This is a genomic window from Steroidobacter cummioxidans (assembly GCF_003104955.1).
This window is the reverse complement of sequence record NZ_LSRW01000110.1, coordinates 1-8,001: the sequence shown is the minus strand read 5'-3', so window position 1 is coordinate 8,001 and position 8,001 is coordinate 1. Positions and strand designations below refer to the sequence as shown.

The following is an 8,001-nucleotide window of genomic DNA, read 5'->3' as shown; positions in this document are numbered from 1 at the left end:
TGAAACGACGTGGGCCGTTTCATGCGCGAGCACCACAGGCGCTTCATCGTCGAGAATCATGCGCACCCGACCAAAGAACGCGGTTCCGTGCGTGTTCTGCGTGGACCCGGATGCATCGACCTGAATTGCATCTCCGGCCGCCACGCCAAGCAACTCGTGAACCTGTGCGAAAATCGTGTCGGCTTGTGCGGCGAGTTCGCGTGCCGCGCCTGCATTGGCGGCGGAATAGGAAAAACGGTAGTAGCGGGTTTGCGTCTGCGCAGGCGGGGTTGGCGCAAAGAACGACTCTTCTCCGTCGCTCACATCTACAACATCCGACGCTGCTGCCTCCTCAGCTGCCTGCCTTGCCAGCAAATACATCCCGAAGCCGATAACCGCAACCGTCAGAGTCGAGACAACTGCGCTCATGACGGGTCGGGTCAACAGGTCGAGATTCAGAATCGGCTCACGGTGTGCGCGAGTGAAACCGCGCCACGCGAGCCAGCCTGCCACCACACACAACACAAGTTGTGTTTGCACGGCCGCTGCGTCGAAGCGGACACGACCGCCGTGGAGTCGCACATCAAGAAGGTCCGTCGGGTCGAGCACAGCCATCTTCGGGTAATGCTCCATTGCAAGCAGCAGTACCACCGCCAGGCTTCCGAACGCGAGCCAGGTGAGGCTCCGCAGCCGTCCGAGCGCAGCGCCGATCAGTAAACCCGCACTCATCGCGAGCGCATGCTGCACGAAGATCAGCAGCAGCAGATCGAGGTTCAGCGACTGGCCCAACGAATCGCGCGAGAGCAGATGCAACGTGATCACGAGCGTAAACTGCACCACCGGCGCAAGCATGACGAGCCCGAGCGCCACCAACATCTTTGTGAAGAAGACGCGTGATCGACTGACCGGCAAACCATCGAGAAATCCCAGTGTGCGATCGTCCTGCTCGCGCGTCGCAAGTCCTGTGCCGATTGCGAACGCAATGAACCAGAACAACACGGCACTTGGACCACCGAGAGTCGCATAGGTCTGACTGAGCGGTCCCATATCAGGCTGGCGAAGCAACGCCGCAAGGACATCGAACGCGCCAAGCACGACGCTCAGCACGCCCCATGGCAGCAGCTCGCGCAGTTCCTTTCGAAGCAGTGCGCCGCTCATTGTACTTCGAGTCTCGTTGCCGTAAGTCGGACGGGGCAGCCTAGCGCCTCATCTTCGGTTTCCACCGCAACGAGCAAGCGCGTACCGCTCGCAGGCGAGACTGGCAGCACTGCAGACGCGCCAGCCACATCGAAACGCGAATGCCCCCCCACCTCTCCTGTCCAGGGTCCGAGCGTATGGTGAAGCACCCAATACGAACGTAGGCCGTCGACGTGAGTAAGGACGCTATATCCCTGCGCCTTCGAATGCTGCAGCTCCACTCGGGCGCTCATCGGAACGCGCTGTGCGAGCGCGCCAGCATGTTCGACACGTCGCCGCGAGAGCATCGCCTCCGTACGCGCAGCAAGCGTTTTCCATTCGAGTCCGATCGCCGACAATCTATCCTCGGGAGATGCCTCCAGCAGAACACGAACATCGTCTGGCGGCTGGACATACAGCTCACGAAGCAGATCGAAGGCCCGCTCTTGCCCTACCGTATCCATCAAGGCTTCGAACGATGCAAACGCGACCGCTTGGCTCATGCAGTCGCCAAGTTGCTCGCTCGTGGTCGACCAGTTCGTCAGATGCCGCTCAGTGATTCGATCCGGGAACGCGGCCGCTCGTAACCACCATAGCGTGCGCGTTGCGTCGTCCTGCCGCACCGGCCACCAGGCCGCAAGGCCATCGAGCAGGACATGACGGTCCTCGCGCTGGGCTCGACCGAGCGTAGCGTCGATCACTAGTGAATGAACGACGAGTGCGCGCAGCATATCCTGCGGCGCATCCGGCGCGGCCTTCAGAACGATGCCGCGTGTGCCGCGCAACGACGCGCGCTGCATGTACCAGCGATCCCAACCGCTCTGCGGCACAATGAATACGCGCGGCTCCGCATCGATCGCGAACGTACGAACGAGCTCATCCAGGTCGCTTGCGAGAGTGTCAGCGAGTGCATGTGCTCGATCCGTCGGCACCGCAGGGGTCACAAGCACGCTGGCCTGTGCGCGTCCAACGGTCACATGCTCTCCATCGACGAGCTCATACGGCGGGATGTCCGGCTGTGGTTCGATCAAATCGACGACGACCAGCGTGGTCGCGATGCAGATCAGCACGAAGACCTTCTCGCGCGCGGTCATACGTTGTGCGAGCGCACTTGGCAGTGCACCGGATCCAACGGTAGTTAGAAGGATGGCGACGGCGAAGCACGTCACCGTAATTACAATCGGCGCGATGAAAGCAGACATCGGAGGTGAGCCAATACCCATCTCGACATCGCGTCCAAGCAGTCGGAACAGCGGCAGATCGGTCAACGGCAGATCAACGATTTTCGTAGCGACGAACACACCCAGTGCGGCAGCGAGCCAGATCATGTAGCGATACCGTCCGAGCACTCCCGCCATGGCTGCAAATGACCAAAGCGAGAGCGCAAACGCGACTACTACAGCAAGCACGGGCAACGCCTCGACGATCGGCATCACCTCGGTGCGGCGGATGAACCAAAGGTTTGTGTACCACGCGAGCACGATGGTTCCGACGACAACCACGCACCCGAGCGCCCACTTCGTCAGAACCACGCGCAGGCGCGACACCGGGATCGTCTCGAGAAAGAGCTGCGTCTTTCCGGCGTACTCGCGCGCGAAGAGGCGATTGGCCGCCACCATCGCGAGCAAGATGCCCATCGTCGGCGTGAACCTCATGAGAGCCAGGAATCGTCCACCGAGATCGCTCAACTGCATCAGCAGACCCGCCAACGCAAGCGCACTGATCGCGATCGCTGCAGCCACGACCACGCCGTGCTCGCGCAGCTCCTTGGAGACGAGCGCGAGACTCATGCTGCGGAAGACAAGGCGGCGTCGGTTCGTGCGTACGCGAGGAAGATCTCTTCAAGTGGAAGCGTCGCCACGACCGTCTCCGCGGACCAAGCCGCGGCGGCCCACACCTCCGGTTCCGCCTCCCAGATGTCGTCACGTACGCGATGGAACTCGGACGGCAGCGCGAAATCCGGGACCGACTTCACTCTTCGGACGCGGCTCATCAACTCACCCAACTTTCCTTCGATGCGCATGCGACCCGCCTGGATGATGCCCACACGGGTCGCGATGGATTCGACGTCATCGACCAGATGCGACGAGAAGAACGCCGTGACCCCTCGTTCCGCGACCATTGCGACGACCAAATCGTTGAACTCGCGTCGGGCAACAGGATCCAGGCCGGTCGTCGGCTCATCGAGTAACAGAAGCGGAGGCCGCGGCGCCAAGGCAAGGGCGAGTCCCAGTTTCGTTCGTGTGCCGCCACTCAACTCGGCGGCCCGACGGCGAGGTGGGATATCGAGCACCTGAAGCAAGCGTCCGTACTCCGCTTCATCCCATGTCGGATAGAAAGCACCGACGAACCGCCCCAACTGCTCGGCGTTCATCCACGGATAGAAGTTCTGTTCCTGCGATACGTATCCGATCCGACGTTTGATCGACACGGGCACGCGCTTCATCGCTTCGCCGAATAGCCGGATCTCGCCCGCGACGGGCTCGAGGACGCCCATCAATACACGCATGGTGGTCGTCTTCCCCGCGCCATTCCGGCCGAGAAACCCGTAGATCTCACCAGCCCGCGCCGTGAGCGAAAGACCGTCCAGAGCCAGAAACTTGCCGTAGCGTACAGTCACCGCACTGAGTTCGACGAGCGGCGGAGTAGCAACGTCCATGGGGTTTGCCTGCCGTTGTAGTAGTAATTCAGGCTTCTATCAGAGTTCTCGGCTGAAGAGAACCGAGTGCGACACGCGTTCTCCAGGTCGATCAAGAGCCGAGTCTGAATTGCGCAATGTTCGTTTCGACCGTCGGCCCTACCAGCGCACAGTGCGCGCATTTTGCGACGGCATGGCCCATTTGTGTGCGGATTTTCGCAGTTTCCTGCGCTAGCGCCGGCTAGTCTCGCGCCCTGCGCTGCTGGAACTGGCCCTGCGCGGGACACAACAACTCAATAATCGGGAATCTTCCATGCTTCGTAGACTTCCGGCGCGCGGCGCCGTGCTTTGTACCTTGGCGATGCTCGGCGGCTGGTCGCAGGCGCAGGCGCAGGCCGAGAACACTGGCTTCGGATTCGTGTTCGAGGGCGACCTCGAATACGGCGGTGACGAGATCGCGACGTTGGAATTCGTCGACGGCTCCTCGCAAGACGTGAAGACCGGCCAGGGCATCACGCTGGCGCTCGGCGGTCACTACCGTGCCGATGGCTCACCGTTCTCCGTGCGCGGCACGGTCGGTTATAAGTATGTGACGACCAAGGCTTCCAATGCCGACATCAGCATCGGGCGTACCGTCGTCGAGGTGGTCGGCAACTATTTGTTCGCCAACAACTGGTGGGTGGCAGCCGGCCTTACGCATCACACCGGCATCAAGTTCGATGGCGACGACTTCGCCCCGGACATCGATTTCAAGGACGCCACCGGCCCAACGGTGGAAGTGGGCTGGCGCTGGATCGCGCTCTCCTACACCAAACTCGAGTACAAAGGGAAATACGGCGGTGAAGCCGACGCGAGCAGTTTCGGGCTGACGCTCATCAGCAAGTTCTAGTGGCGCGCCGAGCAATGTGAGCGATTCGCCACGATGACCGGACTATGGAGTCCCAACCGCCTTGCCTTCCAGCTCGGTGAGATCGTCGACGAGGCGCATGAGCGCTTCGCCCCTGCGGTCGGTACGACTCGCGTCGGTCTTGTACTTTCCGTTCACCAGCAGGGTCGGCAACTTGGCGACTTGATAGTGCTTCAACAATCGCTCGGCGTTGCGCAGGCGCAGTTCGACTTCATTCGAACCGTACGCGTTCATGAACTGCTGCGCGTCGATGCCGTGCTGCCTGGCAAATTCCAGTTGCAACTGCAATGTCTGCTGCTCGTCGCTCGCGGCCAGCCTGTTGCCCTGGGCATGGATGGTGTCGAAGATGACCGCGTGGAGGTCGGTGCGGCCCAGCACCTGCAACGTATAAAACAATCGCGCGTGCGGCCGATCGTCAGGCCCCCTGGTAGTAGGAACGCGCTGAAACTCGACGTTCCGCTGCTGCTTGCGATTCCACAAAGTGATATGCGGATCCATCGTGTAGCAATGCGGGCAGCCGTACCAGAAGAATTCCACCACCGTGACGCTGCCGTTCGCGCCCGCCATCCCGGCGAGCGGCTCGAAGACTTCGTAATGCGTGCCGGCCTCCCACCGATCGTGTTTGCCGACGACGAATTCCGTAACGGGCGTGCTGTCGACCGGGGCGCGCTCACAAGCTGTCATGGCCAGGACCAGTGAAATACACAGCAGTATTCGGCGCAGTTCCATGGCTATTCCTTTAAGCCGCCGACCAGCTGTTGATCCAGGCTTCGGTGCTCAAGTGATAGACCAACAGTTCGTTAAGCTCTTCGCGCATCTGCGACCGCGGCGCGGTCAACGCCGCCTCGACTCGCCGCCGATCGAGCAGTTGCTGCTTGACCAGGTGACCGTCCAGCAGCATCGCCTTGATGTATTGCAGATTCCCTTCCCCCACCCGATGCAGATAAGAGTCCAGTCCGGCCTTCCCCCGGCGAGCCACGATGCTCTTCGGCAAGTCTTGCGCGAACGCCTGGCGTGCAACAGCGCGATCCCTGCCTCCCGCCGCCATGAAATAGGTCGGAGTACGCAGGCAGACCTCCATCAGCGGCTGCGAGAACAGCGGATGCACGCGTTCGGCCGCGACCAGGCGTTGCAGCGGATCGTAGTAAGCGAACGGGTGGGACATGGCCCCGACATGCTGCAGCTTGCCTTCGGGAACACCGTCGATCGAGCGCAGCCATGGGTGAATCCAACGCTCGTTCCCACGCACAGCGGCGACGACTTCAGGCCTCACCAGCGGCTGAGGACGCCCCATATGCGCCAGGGGATCCCCTGGACGGCGCAGCAGGCCGCGCGTCCATCCCGACTTGAGCACTGACCAGACTGAGGTTCGTTCGGCGCGCGCGACGTGTCCCGAAAGCCGCCACGCGCTCAGCAATGCTCGTGAGTACAGATAGTCACTCACAGCCAGCTCGCCCCGCCCCTGAAAGAAAACCTGATCGCCGCCGATGCCCTTGAAAACGGCCGAAGCGCCGGTCCGCACGGCCAGTTCATTCTCGAAGCTGCCCTGCTGGACGGAGTATTGGTAAACCGCCGGGCGCGGACACTTTGCCACGCCCGAGAGTGCCTCCAACTTCACCGACGACGCATCGAGCTGCCGCTCGATGAGCTTGCAATCGAAGTGGCTTGCGGCCGCCCTTGCGAACCTGCGCTCATCCGAGTCGGTCGCCGCAGCGTGAAAGTAGTGCAGGCACGTGATCGACGGTTGGGACGGTGCCGTGCGCAAGCAGCTGAGCACGATCGAGGAATCCAGCCCACCCGACAGGGAATGCACGATGCCCGGGTAACAGGATGCCCACGCCCAGATACATGCGCGCGTGGTGCCTCGCAGCTCCTGGACCGCGGCGTCGAAGCTTTCGAAGGGCTGTGAGCGGCTGATCTCCACGGGATTCCAATACAGCAGCGAGCGCGTGGCGCCGCCAAAGTGATGTTCCACGCATTCGCCCGGCGCCACCTCGGCGACTTCGTCAAGGCCGGTCTCGCGATTCTGCAACCGCCAGTTGCACAGGTACGCCGCCACGAACGACCAGTTGATCGAAAACCTCGGCAAGCCGAGGTCGAGACAATCCTCGGCGTGCGAGAAATAAATACTCACGCCCTGACTGGTGTATCGGAAACAAGGAAAATGACCGGTCGGATCTCGCAGCACGTATGTGCTGCGTGACTCGGGCTCGTGCAGAAATGCGACGTAGCGGCCCCAATAACGATCGATCAGCGCTCGCCCGCCGGAGGCGACGATGGCAGCACCGCGTTGCTGATTGAGCTCGACTCGTCCGGCGACGTGGTGCGTGGCATCCGGCTTCTGGAAAAGCCGGCCGAGTATGACCCCGCTTTGATCGGGCAATAGGTGAATCTCACCTCGGTCGTCCCGCTCACTCCTGTAGAGAATCACCGCGCGCGGTCCGATGTGGACACTGAGCCAACCGGCCGAGGCGATCAACTTCGTGATGAGCCGCCCGCTGGCCTGCACGGCGGATTCCGACCCGTCGCAAACCAATGATATGAAACGCAACATGCCCGCATTCCCTGCCTTAGGCTGCCATGATGGGCGTATACACGGACACACGGTCGAAGCTGTCATTGAGCAGCGTCTCGCCATGCTGAATCCAGGAATGCGCCATGAACGACGGCGAGCTGCGTACGCCGATCACCCATTGCGGCTGCAATCCCTCGCACAACAGGAAGTAGAGCAGCGCCAGCGAGTCGAACAAGCAGGCGCCGCGCGCGTCGTATGTATACGATCGCAGGCGATCGAACAGACGCGCCAGCTGCCGCATGGCGATCTCGTGCTGGCCTTCGCGACTGATGACCTTTGCGCGCCGACGGCAAACGTCGTCCACGATCCATTCCATCGAACGAAAGCGCAGATGGAGTCGAGCTGCCGTCAGCGCTGCGACGAACGACAGCAAATGTTTCAAACGCAGCGGCATCTCGCCTTCGTCGGCCGTATCGATCGCACTATCCGCTGGCACCGCGACCGGCGGCGGCGTCAGCTCCTTGCCCTGCGAACGCTCGCTCGTGAGCAGACCTCGCTTCAGCATACCCGCCGCTATTCGATTTCCGGCCTCGGCGTTCGGCAACAGCGCTTCCGTTGCGAGCGTGGGCCAGCCGGCAACCAGGCCGGCAAGCGAACGCGCGCGGCTCGCTTCGAGCGCCAGGTATCGATCCGCTTTGAGATCCAGCAGAACCACGCTGCTGCCGCTCAAGCAGGCAAACGCATGCTTGGATAGAAAGTAGGCCTCTTATACACATCTGACGCTGC

7 protein-coding genes are annotated in these 8,001 nt (G+C 61.8%); 1 reads left to right on the top strand and 6 read right to left on the bottom strand.

Features of this window, described 5'->3' with window-relative positions; genetic code table 11:
* The 3 genes from D0550_RS33160 to D0550_RS33150 form a co-directional block, all read right to left on the bottom strand.
* The coding region (locus tag D0550_RS33160) for an ABC transporter permease (protein ID WP_241520997.1) at positions 1 to 1,026 on the bottom strand (1,026 nt) is incomplete at its 3' end.
* 107 nt (positions 1,027 to 1,133) lie between these two features.
* Positions 1,134 to 2,945 (bottom strand): ABC transporter permease, encoded by a 1,812-nt coding sequence (locus tag D0550_RS33155; RefSeq protein WP_116813466.1) that lies wholly within the window; start codon positions 2,943 to 2,945, stop codon positions 1,134 to 1,136.
* The gene (locus D0550_RS33150; RefSeq protein ID WP_116813465.1) at positions 2,942 to 3,814 is read right to left on the bottom strand and encodes an ABC transporter ATP-binding protein; all 873 of its coding nucleotides are present in this window, start codon (positions 3,812 to 3,814) and stop codon (positions 2,942 to 2,944) included. The genes D0550_RS33155 and D0550_RS33150 overlap by 4 nt, the downstream gene beginning before the upstream one ends.
* Before the next feature lie 292 nt (positions 3,815 to 4,106).
* Here D0550_RS33150 and D0550_RS33145 point away from each other — a divergent pair, with 292 nt between their 5' ends.
* Positions 4,107 to 4,682, top strand: coding sequence for a hypothetical protein (locus D0550_RS33145; RefSeq protein WP_153067464.1), 576 nt, complete (start codon positions 4,107 to 4,109; stop codon positions 4,680 to 4,682).
* A 42-nt stretch (positions 4,683 to 4,724) separates the two neighbouring features.
* Here D0550_RS33145 and D0550_RS33140 read toward each other — a convergent pair whose 3' ends face one another.
* The 3 genes from D0550_RS33140 to D0550_RS33130 are packed head-to-tail and all read right to left on the bottom strand — an operon-like array spanning position 4,725 to position 7,945.
* Entirely contained in the window at positions 4,725 to 5,429 is a 705-nt protein-coding gene (locus tag D0550_RS33140; protein WP_116813463.1) for a thiol:disulfide interchange protein DsbA/DsbL, read from the bottom strand.
* A gap of 10 nt (positions 5,430 to 5,439) precedes the next feature.
* Positions 5,440 to 7,254 carry an asparagine synthase-related protein gene (locus tag D0550_RS33135; RefSeq protein WP_161966202.1) on the bottom strand — a complete coding sequence of 605 codons (1,815 nt, stop codon included), beginning with the start codon at positions 7,252 to 7,254 and terminating at the stop codon, positions 5,440 to 5,442.
* 16 nt (positions 7,255 to 7,270) lie between these two features.
* Positions 7,271 to 7,945: a lasso peptide biosynthesis B2 protein gene (locus D0550_RS33130; protein ID WP_153067463.1), complete on the bottom strand. Its 675-nt coding sequence runs from the start codon at positions 7,943 to 7,945 to the stop codon at positions 7,271 to 7,273.
* Positions 7,946 to 8,001 lie beyond the last annotated feature (56 nt).